The 15,497-nt window shown below is 41.5% G+C and carries 13 protein-coding genes; 9 read left to right on the top strand and 4 right to left on the bottom strand.

Annotation, left to right across the window (positions count from 1 at the left end; genetic code table 11):
• Positions 1-201: 201 nt before the first annotated feature.
• Positions 202-336 (top strand): hypothetical protein, encoded by a 135-nt coding sequence (locus tag ACP8HG_RS13525; protein ID WP_255428504.1) that lies wholly within the window; start codon positions 202-204, stop codon positions 334-336.
• Between the two features lie 9 nt (positions 337-345).
• Here the strand turns inward: ACP8HG_RS13525 and ACP8HG_RS13520 are convergent, their stop codons facing one another.
• Genes ACP8HG_RS13520 through ACP8HG_RS13510 form a run of 3 tightly spaced genes read right to left on the bottom strand, consistent with a single transcriptional unit; the run spans position 346 to position 2,779 of the window.
• Entirely contained in the window at positions 346-918 is a 573-nt protein-coding gene (locus tag ACP8HG_RS13520; protein ID WP_438296754.1) for a 5' nucleotidase, NT5C type, read from the bottom strand.
• 12 nt (positions 919-930) lie between these two features.
• Positions 931-2,031 carry a bifunctional diaminohydroxyphosphoribosylaminopyrimidine deaminase/5-amino-6-(5-phosphoribosylamino)uracil reductase RibD gene (gene ribD / locus ACP8HG_RS13515; protein WP_438296752.1) on the bottom strand — a complete coding sequence of 367 codons (1,101 nt, stop codon included), beginning with the start codon at positions 2,029-2,031 and terminating at the stop codon, positions 931-933.
• The gene (locus ACP8HG_RS13510) at positions 2,024-2,779 is read right to left on the bottom strand and encodes a GTP cyclohydrolase II (RefSeq protein WP_438296750.1); all 756 of its coding nucleotides are present in this window, start codon (positions 2,777-2,779) and stop codon (positions 2,024-2,026) included. Before ACP8HG_RS13510 ends, ribD begins: the two co-directional genes overlap by 8 nt.
• 402 nt (positions 2,780-3,181) lie before the next feature.
• On the opposite strand from ACP8HG_RS13510, the gene ACP8HG_RS13505 reads away from it, so the two are divergent.
• The gene (locus tag ACP8HG_RS13505) at positions 3,182-4,045 is read left to right on the top strand and encodes a YitT family protein (protein WP_082786844.1); all 864 of its coding nucleotides are present in this window, start codon (positions 3,182-3,184) and stop codon (positions 4,043-4,045) included.
• 485 nt (positions 4,046-4,530) lie between these two features.
• The gene (gene ltrA, locus ACP8HG_RS13500) at positions 4,531-5,916 is read left to right on the top strand and encodes a group II intron reverse transcriptase/maturase (protein ID WP_338652480.1); all 1,386 of its coding nucleotides are present in this window, start codon (positions 4,531-4,533) and stop codon (positions 5,914-5,916) included.
• 124 nt (positions 5,917-6,040) lie between these two features.
• On the opposite strand, the gene ACP8HG_RS13495 is transcribed toward ltrA, so the two are convergent.
• Positions 6,041-7,114 carry an S-layer homology domain-containing protein gene (locus ACP8HG_RS13495; RefSeq protein ID WP_438296747.1) on the bottom strand — a complete coding sequence of 358 codons (1,074 nt, stop codon included), beginning with the start codon at positions 7,112-7,114 and terminating at the stop codon, positions 6,041-6,043.
• A 1,379-nt stretch (positions 7,115-8,493) separates the two neighbouring features.
• Between ACP8HG_RS13495 and ACP8HG_RS13490 the strand changes: the two genes are divergently transcribed.
• From ACP8HG_RS13490 to ACP8HG_RS13465, 6 genes are all read left to right on the top strand, one after another.
• The gene (locus ACP8HG_RS13490) at positions 8,494-9,462 is read left to right on the top strand and encodes a BadF/BadG/BcrA/BcrD ATPase family protein (RefSeq protein WP_438296745.1); all 969 of its coding nucleotides are present in this window, start codon (positions 8,494-8,496) and stop codon (positions 9,460-9,462) included.
• 44 nt (positions 9,463-9,506) lie between these two features.
• Positions 9,507-10,559, top strand: a complete 1,053-nt coding sequence (locus ACP8HG_RS13485; RefSeq protein ID WP_438296743.1) for a serine hydrolase domain-containing protein — start codon at positions 9,507-9,509, stop codon at positions 10,557-10,559.
• 10 nt (positions 10,560-10,569) lie between these two features.
• On the top strand, positions 10,570-11,292 hold the full coding sequence (locus ACP8HG_RS13480) for a PIG-L deacetylase family protein (RefSeq protein ID WP_438296741.1): 723 nt from the start codon (positions 10,570-10,572) through the stop codon (positions 11,290-11,292).
• Complete coding sequence (gene nagZ, locus ACP8HG_RS13475; protein WP_438296739.1) at positions 11,289-12,857, top strand: beta-N-acetylhexosaminidase; 1,569 nt, start codon at positions 11,289-11,291, stop codon at positions 12,855-12,857. The genes ACP8HG_RS13480 and nagZ overlap by 4 nt, the downstream gene beginning before the upstream one ends.
• Before the next feature lie 120 nt (positions 12,858-12,977).
• Positions 12,978-14,129 (top strand): anhydro-N-acetylmuramic acid kinase, encoded by a 1,152-nt coding sequence (locus ACP8HG_RS13470; protein ID WP_438298658.1) that lies wholly within the window; start codon positions 12,978-12,980, stop codon positions 14,127-14,129.
• A 27-nt stretch (positions 14,130-14,156) separates the two neighbouring features.
• Positions 14,157-15,488 carry an extracellular solute-binding protein gene (locus ACP8HG_RS13465; protein ID WP_342539090.1) on the top strand — a complete coding sequence of 444 codons (1,332 nt, stop codon included), beginning with the start codon at positions 14,157-14,159 and terminating at the stop codon, positions 15,486-15,488.
• Positions 15,489-15,497: the final 9 nt, after the last annotated feature.

The following is a 15,497-nucleotide window of genomic DNA, read 5'->3' as shown; positions in this document are numbered from 1 at the left end:
TACCGATCATATATCCTGCCAACCGATCATAACTGGCGGGCTGCCGATTATATATCCCACTCACCGATCAAAACCGCCCGTCTGTCGATCATATATCCTGCCAAGCGATCAAAACCGCCGCGCTACCGATCATATATCCCGTCAACCAATCATATACTTCATCCGACTCTCCTCGATTGGGGGAATTGGGGGACACCACCAGTGTTGCCATCTGAATCGAATATAGAAACGAAACCTGAGCTAACAACTGAACCGGAAACAGCGGCACCAATTGAACAACAAAAAAAATCCAGCCAAGTTCACAAATGGCTGGATTTCTCTATGTCTAACACCTAAAAACGATCCCTATTTCTTCTCACCAATCAGCAAATCGAACAGCTCAGACCAGTCGGTTATTCGTGGGAGATCCAAATGTCGATTATACGATTGGCTTTTGGCGAACAATTTAAGGGGATGATTCCTCAAGGTTTCAAGAACCGCAGGCTTGTCATCGAAATAATAGTCTAGGTTCAAATCCTTGATGATGTTGACTTTGTCTTCATCTTTCATGCCGTAATAAAACCTGTCTTTGTTAACAGGAAACCCATTTTCAATCATCCACTCGATTGTACGCTTGCCATGTACGTTGGGTCTCGCCGTAATATAATAAATTTCATGTCCTTCTCTATCCAGCTTTTGTAGTGTTTCCACTGCATCTGGATAGGGAGGACAGGATGTGAAATAGATTTCTTCCAATGAACGATTCCACATTTGACTGCCTTGTTCAGCAGTCATGTCAAAAAGCTCATGAATTTCAACCTTATCCAACGCGTGGAAGAGATCCACCGCCACTGTCCGATTCAACTTCGTGTTGTAAAGTTGAAAAGCATGTTCCCTTAAATTAATCAACGTATCATCAATGTCAAAACCGAATTTCATATTCCAAAACCTCTATTCATTTGCGGTATACCGCGGATAGCCCGTGAACTTGAAATCTTTGCCGACGGGGGTAATCTGGAGATCCGCCAAGTCTATAGCATTCCGCATTAATTCTACGCCTGTACCTTCAAGAAATGTTGGTGCATGGGCGCCTCCGACTAATTTAGGTGCGATATAAATTTCAACTTTGTCGACCAGCTGATTTTCAAGGAAAGCAGCGTGAATCGAGCCGCCGCCTTCAATTAAAACAGAGGAAATAAGCTTTTCACCGAGAATGCGGACGACGTCATTTGGGTTCACCTGTTTCACTCCGGAAGTTGGGATGATTAAAATCCCTTGTTCTTCTAGCTTCTGTTTAGCTACTTGGTCAACTTCTTGTGCAGTGAAAATCCAAGTGGGTGCCTGTCCGTCGGTAACGACCTTTGAATCCAGTGGAATTCGCAGAGTGGAATCTAAAATGACGCGAATCGGATTCCTTCCATTAGGGAACCGTGTAGTTAATTCGGGATCATCCTCAATTACTGTATTGACGCCAACTAAAATAGCCATATTTTCATTGCGCAGTATATGCCCGTCATGCCTGGCTTCGGCGGATGTAATCCACTTACTGTCGGCAGTATGTGTGGCGATTTTCCCGTCTAATGTGCTTCCAGCTTTCATCGTCATGAAAGGCTTTTGTTCGACGATGAACTTGTTAAATACTTCATTCATCTGACGAGATTCCTCTTCCATTACGCCAACGATGACTTCAATTCCGGCATCTTCCAAAATCTTGACACCGTTACCGGCAACGACAGGATTTGGATCAAGCGTAGCGATAACAACTTTGTTAATCCCGGTTTCAACAATGGCCAGTGCACAAGGACCCGTTCGCCCGTAATGCGAGCATGGCTCAAGGGTCACATAAATCGTGCCGCCTTTTGCACTATCACCAGCCATCCGAATGGCATGTATTTCCGCATGCGGTTCTCCAGCCTTTAAATGTGTCCCGATGCCAACCACTCGATTGTCATTGACGATAACCGAACCGACGAGCGGATTTGGATCTGTCTGTCCTTTCATCGCACGTGCATTGCTTAGGGCTAAATTCATGTAAAATTCATGGTTAGTCATTTGGCTCAGTTCCTTTTTCATCTAAATGGCCTGAACGATCAATCTTTGTTTGCAAATAACTTTCATTGAACTCTGATTTATCGCCCCATAAAGGTTCTCTTCCAGATACAGGGAGCCCAGCATTTTTCAGTGCATCCAGTTTCTTTGGATTATTTGTCATGAGCTTAACAGGTTTTGTCCGTAGCGTCTTGAGAACTTGAATCGCATCATCATAATTTCTGGAATCGTCGACAAAACCAAGGCTTTCATTGGCTTCCACTGTATCGTAGCCATTTTCCTGCAGCACATAGGCCATCGCTTTGCTGAATAAACCAATACCACGCCCTTCATGATTCGCTAAATAAAACAGCGCACCCGTCCCATGGTCCGCGATATTCTGCATCGATTGCTTGAGCTGATAGCCGCAATCGCATCTTTTACTACCAAATATATCGCCAGTATGGCAAATTGAATGCATGCGAATTAACGCATCATCCGCATGTTCGAAATCTCCGTAGACGAGCACGCTTGACTGTTGGTACTCCGCCAAATTCGCAGATGACAACTGTTCGATAATTTCTAAGTAATTGTCCGTTACTTGGCAACGGCTAAGCCAGCAATACCATTGAAAAACAACTGTTTCTCCATGCAGATTGACAGGGAGTTGGATTGGTCCGACCAAGTAGATGGCGCCTTCATCTGTGGGGATCATTTGTATTTTATCTTTTAATACGTCAAGGACTTTTGGTTCCAGTTTCAAATTCAACATACAATCATTCCTTCTATTTAAATTTGGGTTATCATGCAAATTTATAGTAACTGTAGTACTAGAGCCACTTCATGTGGATTTTTAAATGTGCAATAAATCAGGAAATTATTCCTTTAGCATACCTTATTGTTTCGTGATTTACTCTAAAGTTGTTTTGGGCAGTTTGCTAGGCAGTTCATTCAATAAAACTTCATCCTCTTCTATACGTATGCGCTTATATCTTATTGTCGGTGACAGTCACCCAGTCAAATTGAAAACTGCAGAATAAGCGGTGACAAAAGCAAAGAAATCGTGCAAATTATTATTTTGCTCCGAGCTGATCTTTTATTATTTACATGGAATGCAGAAAGAGGGATAATAGTATTACAAAATAATTTAATGTCGAAGGACTGTATTTCACTCATGAAAAAACAGCACAAAAAAGAAACACGTACACATTTTATATTCCGTTATCTATTCATTATGATAGGGGCGACTATGGCGGCCGTCGCAATTGAACTATTTCTTGTTCCAAACTCTATTATAGATGGTGGAATCATCGGGATTTCACTAATTCTTACTTTTTTAACGGGTATCCCATTCGGTTTACTCATACTGCTGATCAACTTGCCATTCCTTTTCTTTGGCTATAAGTATATCGGGAAGAACTTTTTCATATCTTCCTCTTTTGCAATCGTTGTGCTTGCGCTTGTGGAAATTCCACTTAAGGCGGTTGACCCTTTTGTGACGGATCCGCTTCTTGCGACTGTCTTCGGAGGGCTACTGTTAGGAGCGGGCGTTGGGCTTGTCATTCGTAATGGCGGTGCTTTAGATGGGACTGAGATACTTGGTATTTTATTGACTAAAAAGATTCCGTTCTCTGTCGGCGAATTTGTGATGTTTTTCAATATCTTCATTTTCGGCTGGGCAGGCTTTGTACTCGGCTGGGAGCAAGCCATGTATTCGATTCTGACGTATTATATCGCTTCGAAAACAATCGATGCTGTTATCCAAGGTTTGGATGAAACAAAAGCGGTGATTATCGTGTCGGATGAATACGAGGAACTCGGTATTGCTATTAATGAACGTCTCGGTAGAAGCATTACGAACCTTAAGGGAAGCGGCGGCTATAATAATAGTGACAAAGATGTCATTTACGTAGTTGTCACGCGTCTAGAAATAAGTAAATTGAAACAAATCGTCCATGAAGTCGATGCAAATGCATTTTTAACAATCATGAACACGCAAGAAGCACATGGCGGACAGTTTAAATCACCGATTCATTGAGATAAACAACAAAAAGAAGTGTAGACCTTAATTGGTCTGCACTTCTTTTCATGTGCGCCCTGCATGGGCGAATACTCGGTGGTGAAAGTCCACTACAGGCTTGGCAGTAGGAACTGTTAGCGAAAGACAAGGTGGCTATCGTGAGGTAGTGGCTGAAGGAAGTCGGACGCAAACTCCTGAACTGACGAACAGAAACTAGATAGAAGGCTGAATTAGGTCGGATAAGGTTGCATGACAAACCGAAGTCCAATACTGCCCGAAACCTATACAGTAAATCTAGCAGTTACATGGGAGGAAAGTATTCGCTCTTACCGGGGGAGGTCTTACGAGGGCACAGTGCAAGTTAAATGATAACGAACCAGTGCAATCTCTGTGGTGACATGAAGATGAATCGTAAGAAGTCAGCAGAGGTCATAGTAGTGTTCACTGACAGGACATGAAGGACTGAACAATAATAATTTTGAGGATACAAGGAGGTGTGGAAATTGCGAAAACCGCAGAAAATAGGGAAACCTAGCTACCGTCAGAGAGATAATGTGGAACATGAAGGGTATGACGGAGTGCATAGTAATTTCCATGGTGAACTGAACAATCAAAATGGTGTACATCTGTTTGAGAAAATCCTCTCAAGGAATAATCTCAATCAAGCTTACCTACAAGTTGTCAGAAATAAGGGAGCCGCAGGCTCGGATGGTATAACCTATGACCAGCTACTCCCATACTTGAAGGAGCACAGGGAAGAATTACTAGTGAAATTACATAACGGAACTTACCGCCCGCAACCCGTGTTGCGGGTTGAAATTCCTAAACCAGACGGTGGTGTAAGAAAACTAGGAATTCCAACTGTAATCGACCGGATGATTCAACAAGCAATCAATCAAGTCTTACAACCCATTTTTGACCCTACGTTCTCCGATAATAGCTTTGGGTTTCGTCCAAAGCGTAGTGCACATCAAGCTATCACCCTAGCGAAGTCGTACTACGAACAAGGATACAAATATGTTGTAGATATGGATATGAAAGCTTATTTTGACACAGTAAACCACGATAAACTTATGCACTATATTGAGGAAAAGGTTCAAGATAAGCGTGTTTTACGTCTTATCCGCCAATATCTCAAAAGCGGTATTATGGTAAACGGTTTATTTCAAGCATCCGAAGAAGGAACCCCGCAAGGGGGGAACTTATCGCCGCTATTAAGTAATATTTACTTGAATGAATTCGATAAACTCCTCACAACACGTGGGCACAAATTCGTCCGTTATGCGGATGACTGCAATATTTACGTCAAAAGTAGACGGGCAGGTTATCGAGTGATGGAGAGTTCAACCAACTTCCTTGAAGGCGAACTAAAATTAACCGTAAATCGTGAGAAAAGTGCGGTAGGAAGTCCACTGAAACGAAAGTTTCTAGGGTTCTGCCTATTGGCAACTAAAAACGGCGTCAAAATTCGACCACATCAAAAGGCGAAATCTACTGTGAAGCAAAAGTTGAAGAAAATAACAAAGCGGAACAGAGGGAGAAGCATTGAAGTTCTATTCAAGCAAATCAAGCAGCTAATGACGGGGTGGATAAACTACTACGGTATTGGTGAAATGAAAAGCTTTATGAATGAATTAAACGGTTGGTTGAAACGACGAATCAGGCAATACATTTGGAAACAGTGGAAAAACCCACGAACGAAATGTAAAAATCTAATTCAACTAGGTACCGAAGAGCGAAAAGCCTTTGAATGGTCAAATACCCGAAAGGGTTACTGGAGGATTTCTTCCAGTTATATCCTTCATAGGTCTTTAACAGATAGAAAACTGGCACAACTCGGATATATGGATATATCCGTGAAGTACCAGTTTGTACACTCAAATTATTGAACCGCCGTATACGGATCCGTATGTACGGTGGTGTGAGAGGGACGAACGAATCAAATTTCTGATTCGTTCACTCTACTCGATTAATAAAGAAAAAGCCCCCATCCGGCTTGGGATAGGGAGACTATCAATTAGTACTTGGGACAAACACGTGGAAGTTAACGTTAAAAGTTTCTCGGAATTGAATGTCGTTTTTGTCAGCGTAAAGTGTAACTTGGACGTCCTCTGCAGATACATCGCTGTCCGTTGAAGGTTTAGTACTTGGTTTCAAGAGGGCGAAGAAGTCTTCTTTCAACGTATCTTTTGCGGTGGGTCGCGAGAGGTCGACAGCTTTAGCATTACCTATGCTAATTTTTTTCACGCCGAGCGCTCGCAATTTACTAGAGAAAACACCAATTCCAGTCAACCCTTTAATCCCTTCGTCAATATCATAGGCAGTCATCGTTACTGTATTTGTCCTGCTATTAAATCTTGATTCGGCAACTTTTTTAACGCCTACTTCAATGACACCATTTTGCGTAACGACTTTTCTGATTTCAGCACGCGCCTTTTCGATTGGATTAGATGCGACTTTGATATTCTCGGTACGTACAACGAATGATGCCATTTGGGCACGTGTGATGCTAGCATTCGGATCAAAAGTTGTTGGCGTCTTTCCTTTCGTCACCTTGTTAGTGACGAGTGCCTTGACATGATCCACGTACCACGCAGAATTACTTACATCTCTGAATGGATTTACGGTAGATTTACCTTCGAGTTTGAATCCGAGATCGATTGCTTTCGCCATATGGGCACGCGTCATGGATGCATTCGGTTTGAATGTATTGTCTTCAAATCCTGAAATGAGCCCTGCATTTTCAAGTGCTGCTACATATTTATAGAAGCCATTCTTGTTGTCGAGGTCTTTAAAGCCCGGATTTCTGACGTTTCTCGTATCCAGCTTCAATGCGAGCGCAAGTATTTTCGAAGCTTGACCACGCGTAAGCTCATTGTCCGGACGATATGTACCATCTGAATAGCCTTTGACAATTCCACGCCCAGCAAGATTCATAATCGGATCATAATGATCAAGAGTCGTTTTTACATCTGTAAATGAAGTACCAGCCGCATCAGCAGTGACAGGTACTGCAGTAACAATCACTCCCAAGACAACTGCCACAGAAACAGTAGCCGCATATATCTTTCTTCGTAAATTGCTCATTGTGATGTAATTCCCTCCAATAGTTAAACTTTTATGGCAATAATATGGATTTTAATACACAAAGAAACTATAGCATAATCCTATTTAGAATGATAACTCAATATATGAACTAATTATAGAGTTAAGCTGGACTTCTAGTACTTAACGGAAATGGTACTAGTTGGTTAGGTGGGGAATTGGAGTGATTGTTGAGGTGTCCGAGGAATCGGGGGAGTGTCAAACCAAACTATCGAAGTGTCCAACGAACGCGGCGAAGCCTCCAACCAATTTCGTGAAATGTCCAACAAACTGGAAAGCGTGCAACCAAACTATCGAAGCGTCCAACAAACGCGGTGGAGTCTCCAACAAAATCGGCGAAGCCTCCAACGAATTCCGTGAAGTGTCCAACAAACTAGAAAGTGTCTAACCAAACTATCGAAGCGTCCAACAAACGCGGTGGAGTCTCCAACAAAATCGGCGAAGCCTCCAACGAATTCCGTGAAGTGTCCAACAAACTAGAAAGTGTCTAACCAAACTATCGAAGCGTCCAACAAACGCGGTGGAGTCTCCAACAAAATCGGCGAAGCCTCCAACCAATTCCGTGAAGTGTCCGACCAACGGGAAAGTGTGCAACCAAACTATCGAAGCGTCCAACCAACGCGGTGGAGTCTCCAACAAAATCGTCAAAGCTTCCAACCAATCCCGCGAAGCCTCCAACCAACCGGAAAGCGTCCACCCAAACTATCTAAGCGTCCAACAAACGCTGTGGAGTGTCCAACCAAATCGGCGAAGCCTCCAACCAATTCCGTGAAGTGTCCAACCAACCGGAAAGCGTTCAACCAAACTATCGAAGCGTCCAACAAACGCGATGAAGCCTTCAACCAATTCCGCGAATTTTCCAACAAACAGGAAAGTGTACAACGAAAACAATGAAATCCTCTAAAGTTGATCAAAACTTTAGAGGACTTTTTTAAATTCTATATATGCATTTTTACACTCATGTAGATTTCTTTTCAAAAATGGTGAACTCCACGTTATTTAGGACTGAACCAAGTATCGATTGTACTTGGCCTATATATTTCTTTCAATTCTCCAGTACTCCCACAATTACTTGTTAGGAATACATCTTTTTGATGGGCTTAAGAAGTATAGGGGAATATATTTCGGTTGTTGGAGAAGTATTGGTTGCTTCCTTTATAGCGGACAAAACTTGTTTTGTTATGGGGCGGAAGTACGAACCTCCCGCGAATCATCTTATGCCTGTTGTGGCTGGATAGCATCATACGCTTTTCTAAGAAGTAAATTTCTGAAATTAAATATCGGATATTAAAAGATAAGTTGAAATAATCTATCAATAGTTTATACTATATTTAAAGAAACGAAAAGGCGGGAAAAAGTGAATGTATGTGTTAGGGATAGATGGCGGGGGAACGAAAACGACGGGTGTAGTGACCGACGAAAATGGAAACGTTTACATGCAAGCAGTCACTGGACGTAGTAATCCGAACACATTGTCTCAAGATGAATTCCAAAACGTAATGAGTGGATTATTACTGCGACTTAAAAAACAACACGCTAAAATATATGATCAGATATCTGTGTGTTTTGCGGGATTAGCAGGAGTCGGCGAAAGTGGACGCGACGTTGAAGTTGCAAATTTATTAAGTAACTATTTGCCGCGGGGGACGAAAATACTCATCAAAAACGATGCATTTAATGCTCTTTACTCAGGAACATTAGGGGAACCGGGAGTTGTCCAAATTGCAGGAACGGGAACAATTACGTTCGGATTTAATGAGGAACAAAAAATGGTTCGTTCAGGTGGTTGGGGTTACTTATTTGATGACGAAGGAAGCGGATTTTATTTAGGGAATGAGGCGCTGCGTGCTGTATTTAAAGAGTTTGATAATCGTGGCCCCACTACGTCTTTAACTACCAGTTTTTTGAATTACTTTCAAGTTCAAGCGGTTCCGGACATCATAGGGAAAGTCTATGGGGAAGAACATCCTCGTTCCGTCATTGCCCCACTTGCTAGATTGGTAGTAGAAGCGAGCGTAGCCAATGATGAAGTAGCGAAAAACATTATATTGAATGCCTGTAAGGAAATGATGCTCAGTGTTATATCGTGTCACAATCAATTATTTGAAGCAGAGCATCCAACGACTATCGTGTTATCTGGAGGCGTCTTTACAAATTCAGAGTTATTTATTCACCATTTTAAAAAACTATCATACAAAACTCTTCCAAATGTTATTTTTCAACAAACGAAAGTACCCCCAGTTGGAGGTGCGATTATTGCTGGTTTGAAGTCACTCGGTGTAGCAATAGACGAACACTTTGTGGCCAAGTTTAATGAGCGAATACAATAAGTAGGGGATCCAATGAACGCTCATCATAAGGAAGAGGTGAAAAAATGAAAAACAAAGTACGCTCATTTTTGCAACAAGAAATTGATAAACAAGTAACGCCAGGGGCGGTCATTCGGGTTAAACATAAGGGACAAATCATTCTCGATGAAGCCATTGGTACGAATAGTTTAGATGGGGACCGCATTCAAATGACGAGTAAACATGTATTTGATATGGCGTCTTTGACGAAGGTAATGGTGACGCTACCGGCAATGTTGCAACTCTTTGAATCTGGGGATATCCATTTACACGATAAAGTCGCTACATTTATTCCAGCGTTCGCTAAGAACGGTAAAGAAAGCATTACTCTACAACAATTACTAACACATTCATCTGGACTGATTGCGCACCGTCCTTACTTTGAACGGAAATTGACAACACAAGAAGTTCTCGATGATATTTTTGAAGAGCAATTATCTTACGTGCCTGACACGAAAGTCGTTTATAGCGATTTAGGCTATATCTTACTTATGGAAGTAATTGAACAAGTAACAGGTCAGCCGCTTCAAGAGTATGGACACCAACACCTGTTTCAACCGCTTGGTATGAATGATACGAAGTATAAGCCGAGTTACGAGCGCGATCAATATGCACCAACTGAATACCTCGAACATTTACAAGACCATAAATATGGAATAGTGCACGATGATAACACAGAATTTATGGGCGGCATTAGTGGTCATGCAGGATTATTTTCAACTATGGATGATATTTCTCGATTTACACAAATGCTCGAGAACAACGGTAGACACGATGGGAAACAAATCGTAGATCCACTATGGTTAACAAAGTCACGCGGCAATTTTACATCATTTTCTACTGAAAGCAGAGGTCTTGGGTGGCAATTAAAAGGAGAAGGATTTAGTCCAGCCGGCGATTTGATGTCGCCGCTTACCTATGGTCACACTGGTTATACTGGCACAAGTTTTTATATTGATCCACTCGAAGAATTGACGGTGATTTTATTAACAAACCGTGTGTACTTTGGGCGACATGATCCAATCGTTCGATTACGACCGCGATTGCATAATATCATCGTCACAAATTTAACTAATTAGGAGTGTTTGTATGCATTTAATGATTGTTGGAGCGCATTGTGGAGACGGTGAAATTCAAGCAGGTGCTATTGCGCATAAATACGCACAAGCGGGTTATAAAGTGACCTTTCTTCATTTAACAGCGGGGGAAAAAGGAACGCCTGCTCATTTAGATGTTGAGTCATACCGTAAACAAAAAATTGAAGAAGCCGAAAAAGCCGCGGCCATTTTAGGTGGAACGAGTATTACTTTAAATCACCGTGATGCCGAGCTGACGTTTAATGAGGAGTTAGTTAAGGAAGTGGCAACGATTTTTCGAAAAGAGAAACCGGACTTCGTGATTACACATTGGGTGAATAGTATGCATCCCGATCATGCTCTTTGTCAGCTTATTGTACAAGATGCATGGTTAAAAGCGTCGCTTCCTGGTTTTGAACTAGACGGGTTGGCACCACATGGCCTGCGCCGTGTATTCCATAGTGAGAATTGGGAAGACATGGAAGGTTACGAACCGGATATTTATGTGGATGTGACTGATTCCTTTGACGCTTACTTGGAGGCTTTGTCTTGTTACTGGTTCATTATGAATTCAACAAGTTTCAGATACTATGATTATTACAAAGCACTAGGCACGATGCGTGGATGTTTAGGACGAACGACGTATGCGCAAACATTACAAAATTCAAAAGGACTTCATGTACGCCGTGAAGGACATATTCCTGGATTTCCGATTCCTCAAGGAGGCACAAAATGACTATGCAAAAGAAAGTTGGTCGCTTATTAATAGCCGGGTTTAAGGGCATAACCATGTCGGATGAAATTAAACACTTGATACATGCCTATCATATTGGCGGGGTTATATTGTTTGGCCGCAACATTGGCACACCATTAGAAGTTTTAGAGTTAACGAAAAGCCTGCAGCGAGAAGCGAAAAAAGCGGGTTATAAGTTCCCATTATTAATTTGTATTGACCAAGAAAACGGTGCCGTTCGTCGACTTGGTGAAGGTACAACAATCGTTCCGGGTGCAATGTTAATTGGGGCCACACATGAACCAAAGCATGCTCGTAAAGCGGGCAATCTAACAGGTAAAGAATTAAAAGCATTAGGAATCAACTGGAACTTGGCGCCTGTTGTTGATATTAACAACAACCCGAGAAATCCAGTAATTGGTGTTCGGTCATTTGGAGAAGATACGCATGACGTGGCAGAAATGGCAAGGAACTCCATGCTTGGTATGCAAGAAGCAGGTGTCATGACGACGTTGAAGCATTTTCCAGGGCATGGTGATACGAGTGTAGACTCGCATTTAGATTTACCTGTGATTGGACACGACTTAAAAAGATTGCATGAAGTGGAATTAGTCCCGTTTAAAGAATGTATCGCGGCTGGTGCGGATGCCATTATGAGTGCGCATGTGTATTTCCCAGCGTTAGAAAAAGAAGCAAATACACCCGCGACATTATCACACTCGGTCATTACAGGCCTTCTTCGAGAAGAACTTGGTTTTGATGGTGTGATTACAACTGATTGTATGGAAATGGACGCGATTGCCAAAGGCATAGGTACAGTAAACGGATGTATGAAAGCTATTGAAGCAGGTGTCGATTTAGTAATGGTGTCTCATATACATCCTTTACAAGAACAAGCAATTCTCAAAATAGTAGATGCAGTTGAAAAAGGTACGATTACACAACAACAAATTGAACAATCCATCACGCGAATTGAACGTATGATTGCAACATACACGTCTTGGGAAGAAGTTGAGGAGACGCAAGAAGTTGCAAACTTCGTCGGATCACAAGCACATCGAGATGAAATGAAACTGATTTATGAAGATGGTATTACCTTGGTTAGTGGTGAGGGGAAGCCTATACAAGCAGATGATAAAGTTCTCTTAATTTATCCTACCAATGAATATGCAACGATGGTAGAAGATAAACGTTATGCAACACTTGAAATGGCTGAGAAACTAAAGAACGTTCATGAGCATGTAGGTGTAATTGAAATAGACCCGACACATTTCGAAGAAACGATTACCGATATTGTAAGTCAAGTGAACAACTACGATCATATTGTGGTTCTTACGCTCAATGCTACACAACAGGAGAATCAACTGAAGCTAGTTCATCAATTAATTGATTGTGGTAAACCGGTAGACGTAGTTGCCGTTCGCACACCGTATGATGCTGCTCAGTTTCCGCTGGCAAACCGCATGATTTGCACATACGAATTCACGCAAACAGCTTTTGAGGTAGTTGCCGAAAGCTTAGTTGATAAAACTAAAATAAAAGGAAAATTACCAGTTACTCTAGCATGAGTGATATTTATTTTTATAATATTAGAAAAATATTGATATTTAATATTGAATAAGTTAAAATATGGGTAAGCATTTTTTTAGCACGACTGCTAATGGAAAGGAGGGATGAGAGTGAAACCCATGCGTGTTTGTGGACTTATGTCGGGTACGTCGCTCGATGGATTAGATATCGCGATTGTAGACTTTACCGTCGTTGCTAAACAAGTAACGTATGAGCTAAAGCATTTTGTGACAATGTCTTACACTGACGAACTGACGGCTCAACTTTTCCAACTAATGGATCCATTGGTGCCACTGAACCATGTATCGTCGATGAATATGTATTTAGGTGAATTGTATGCAAAGTGTATCAAAGATGCTTTAGTAGATTCTGAGATTGATTATGAATCAATTGATTTAATCAGTTCGCATGGACAAACGATTTGGCACGAACCGACTGTTGTAAGTCAACGCTTGTATGCACGGCCAAATACGATGCAAATCGGTGATATTGCAGTACTTGCTGAACATGCGGGTATTCCAGTAATCGGTGATTTTAGAACGCGTGATATGGGTGCAGGAGGTCAAGGAGCTCCTCTTGTACCATTTGCAGATCAAATTCTATTTCAATCACAGACGAATGGGCGTGTGCTTGTGAATATTGGCGGAATTGCCAATATGTCTGTCTTGCCTCCCGCTCACTTTGCGCAAGAGGTTATTGCATACGATACCGGACCTGGAAATATGATCATTGATGCATTTGTTAATAAATATTCAAACGGTTTGCTAAGCTACGATGCAAATGGTGACTTGGCAAAGGACGGCATTGTTCATAACAAATGGTTAGAAAAATTGATGGCAAATGACTACTTTTCACTCCCGGCTCCGAAAAGTACAGGAAGAGAATTGTTCGGTTCAGTATACGCTGATAAATTGTGGTTACAAGGTGATGAGTATGGATGTTCGTCACTAGACAAAATCGCAACAATCACAATGTTAACCGCGAAATCATTAGCAACTGAAATTGAAAAATATAGTCAGACGCATGATTTAAAAGAGGTGTTTGTTAGTGGGGGTGGCGTTCATAATAAGACACTCTTAGCCTACTTAACAGAATTACTTCCCAATCAAATAGATGTAAGAACGTCCGATGAGATTGGTATAAGCGGTGATGCGAAAGAAGCTTTTGTTTTTGCTTTACTCGGGTATTTAGGGTTTCAAAAGATGCCAAATAATTTACCTTCAGCAACAGGTGCATATAGACAAACAATTTTAGGGAAAATTGCATGGTGAAAATAACAATTTGGGGGGAAATGACGAATGAAGAATGTGTTTAAAAAATCCGCACTAGCAATTGCATCTTTAGGCTTAGCAGCAGCTGTTTTAGCAGGTTGTAATGGAGATAAAAAAGAAGCAGGAAACACAGAAGAATTTAAAGGAGAAATTACGATTTGGGATGGTCCAAGATGGCCGGATAAAGATGATAATAAGTTCCACTGGTTAGATGCGAAAATTAAAGAGTATGAAGCGGCAAATGAGGGTGTGAAGATTAAATTAGTTCAAGTACCCTGGGCAGAAATGGGCGACAAACTTGGCGTAACAATTGCTGGTAAATCATGGCCAGATATAGCACCTGTTGATATTAGTGGAAGTTCAGTCAACATCAATCATATCGATCAAGGCGTAATTGAGCCACTTGATGAGTTTTTTGACAAAGCTGAGAAAGCAGACTTCTATGAAAACGCATTAGATGCTTACACGTACAATGATAAGTTATATGGAATTCCAAATAGTATCACGTTGCACTCAATGCTGCTGAACTTAGATTTATTTGAAGAAGCAGGTGTGACGCCTCCTGAAAATGGAAAGTGGACATATGATGATTTTTTAGATACAGCGAAAAAATTAACGTTTGATCGCGATGGTGACGGCAAAATGGATGTATACGGATTTTCAACGTATGTAATGCCAGGATACTATGAGTCGTGGCCGTTCTTCTACAAGAATGGTGGATCTCCACTTAATGAAGACATGACAGAATTTACATTTGATACGCCTGAAACAGTTCAAGCGATACAAGATTTAGCCGATTTGAAATTAAAGTATGAGGTTGCACCTGAAACATTGGGTGGTATTGATGTTGGGGGAACATTCCAGGCATGGGCGAATGAAGAGCAACGCACAGTTGCTATGCAACCATGGGCAACATGGGCAATTGGTGCTGCACAAGGGCAATACCCAACTAACTTTATGGTAGCTGATTATCCAACAGGTGATTCTGAAACCCCAACAACAATCGGTGGTGTAGGTGGATGGGTAATGTTCCACCAAAAAGATGCTAATAAAAAAGCTGCTATAGCTGACTTCATGAAATTTATATCAACAGATGAAGAGCAATTCCTTATGGCTCAAAATTACGGTATTTTCCCAGCCCGCATCAGTGCAGCTGAAATGGATCCATTTAAAGACAATCCAGAAATGACACGTGCTATGGAAATGTCAGAACAGGTTATTATGCTTCCTCGTCACCCAGAGTGGAAGAAAATTGATGAGGCGATTCAAGCACAGCTTCAACTAGTCTTTAACGGTGAAAAAACAGCTGAAGAAGCAATGAAAGATGCAAAGAAAACGGTTGACGAGTTATTGAAATAACAATGTTTG

The sequence above is a fragment of the Sporosarcina sp. FA15 genome, from assembly GCF_051550195.1.
GTDB lineage: Bacteria > Bacillota > Bacilli > Bacillales_A > Planococcaceae > Sporosarcina > Sporosarcina psychrophila.
This window is presented reverse-complemented; position numbering and strand designations above follow the sequence as displayed.

Excerpts from the sequence above, each read along its gene's own strand:
- ACP8HG_RS13520 (WP_438296754.1), bottom strand. The coding sequence starts at position 918 with ATGAAATTCGGTTTTGACATTGATGATACGTTGATTAATTTAAGGGAA.
- ribD (WP_438296752.1), bottom strand. The coding sequence starts at position 2,031 with ATGACTAACCATGAATTTTACATGAATTTAGCCCTAAGCAATGCACGT.
- ACP8HG_RS13510 (WP_438296750.1), bottom strand. The coding sequence starts at position 2,779 with ATGTTGAATTTGAAACTGGAACCAAAAGTCCTTGACGTATTAAAAGAT.
- ACP8HG_RS13505 (WP_082786844.1), top strand. The coding sequence starts at position 3,182 with ATGAAAAAACAGCACAAAAAAGAAACACGTACACATTTTATATTCCGT.
- ACP8HG_RS13495 (WP_438296747.1), bottom strand. The coding sequence starts at position 7,114 with ATGAGCAATTTACGAAGAAAGATATATGCGGCTACTGTTTCTGTGGCA.
- ACP8HG_RS13490 (WP_438296745.1), top strand. The coding sequence starts at position 8,494 with ATGTATGTGTTAGGGATAGATGGCGGGGGAACGAAAACGACGGGTGTA.
- ACP8HG_RS13485 (WP_438296743.1), top strand. The coding sequence starts at position 9,507 with ATGAAAAACAAAGTACGCTCATTTTTGCAACAAGAAATTGATAAACAA.
- ACP8HG_RS13480 (WP_438296741.1), top strand. The coding sequence starts at position 10,570 with ATGCATTTAATGATTGTTGGAGCGCATTGTGGAGACGGTGAAATTCAA.
- nagZ (WP_438296739.1), top strand. The coding sequence starts at position 11,289 with ATGACTATGCAAAAGAAAGTTGGTCGCTTATTAATAGCCGGGTTTAAG.
- ACP8HG_RS13470 (WP_438298658.1), top strand. The coding sequence starts at position 12,978 with ATGCGTGTTTGTGGACTTATGTCGGGTACGTCGCTCGATGGATTAGAT.
- ACP8HG_RS13465 (WP_342539090.1), top strand. The coding sequence starts at position 14,157 with ATGAAGAATGTGTTTAAAAAATCCGCACTAGCAATTGCATCTTTAGGC.